At 48.7% G+C, this 704-nt stretch carries 1 protein-coding gene; it reads right to left on the reverse strand.

Translation table 11 applies throughout. The annotated features are described in order from the left end of the window. Positions 1-488: 488 nt before the first annotated feature. The coding region (locus PWJ82_RS09510; protein WP_274736439.1) for a hypothetical protein at positions 489-704 on the reverse strand (216 nt) is incomplete at its 5' end.

A 704-nucleotide genomic window follows, 5' to 3' on the forward strand; every position in this document is an offset into this window, starting at 1 on the left:
TTTGTCAAGCATGCAAGGTTATTGAGGTCGAAAAGCTCAATAACCCGGACTTTCTGTTGGTATAGCAAGGGAAAGTCCGGGTATTAGCAACCATTTCTGTCTATTTACCCGGTACTTTTGGGGGTACAACCCAAGGGGTGGAGATTTGTACCCCCAAACCGGGGTACGCGACGAAAATAAAAGGGGCGATTTGAGGAACAGCGCCTCCGTTCGGGACTGCGAGATAGATTTACACGCTGATAGTATTGAGATGCCGGCGAAAAGAGGGTCAGGGATCCTCTTCCCCCACCGAGGGGATAGCTGGCTCCTACTTTTTACCCGCCCCCGGCTACCCAATACTGGTAGCGAGCGGCTCAACATGGGTCAAGATGTTCTTCAATGTATGCCCCTGGGCGATGCTGCGGGGAGATTTTCACGCGATGACGGCTCGGTGTCGAGCGCAAGTTTCTCGAACGGAAAGGCTTCTAACAATGAGAACAGACGAGGAACTACTTGCCGAAATTGAAAGCGATGCGGACATTGATCCCGAACGGCTTATCACGGATCCAGAACGAGTAAAAATAGCTGCCGCACAAATTCGGATCAAAATCGTAGAGGGTGTCAAATAGTTTGTGTAAATGCTTGATTTGAGTAAGAAATTGAGGATTAACTATGACTATGACTGATGTTCCTGATACTGCTAATGGCTCTACTGCTGATGCTTT

This window comes from Actinotignum schaalii, from assembly GCF_028864145.1.
Taxonomy (GTDB): Bacteria; Actinomycetota; Actinomycetes; order Actinomycetales; family Actinomycetaceae; genus Actinotignum; species Actinotignum schaalii_B.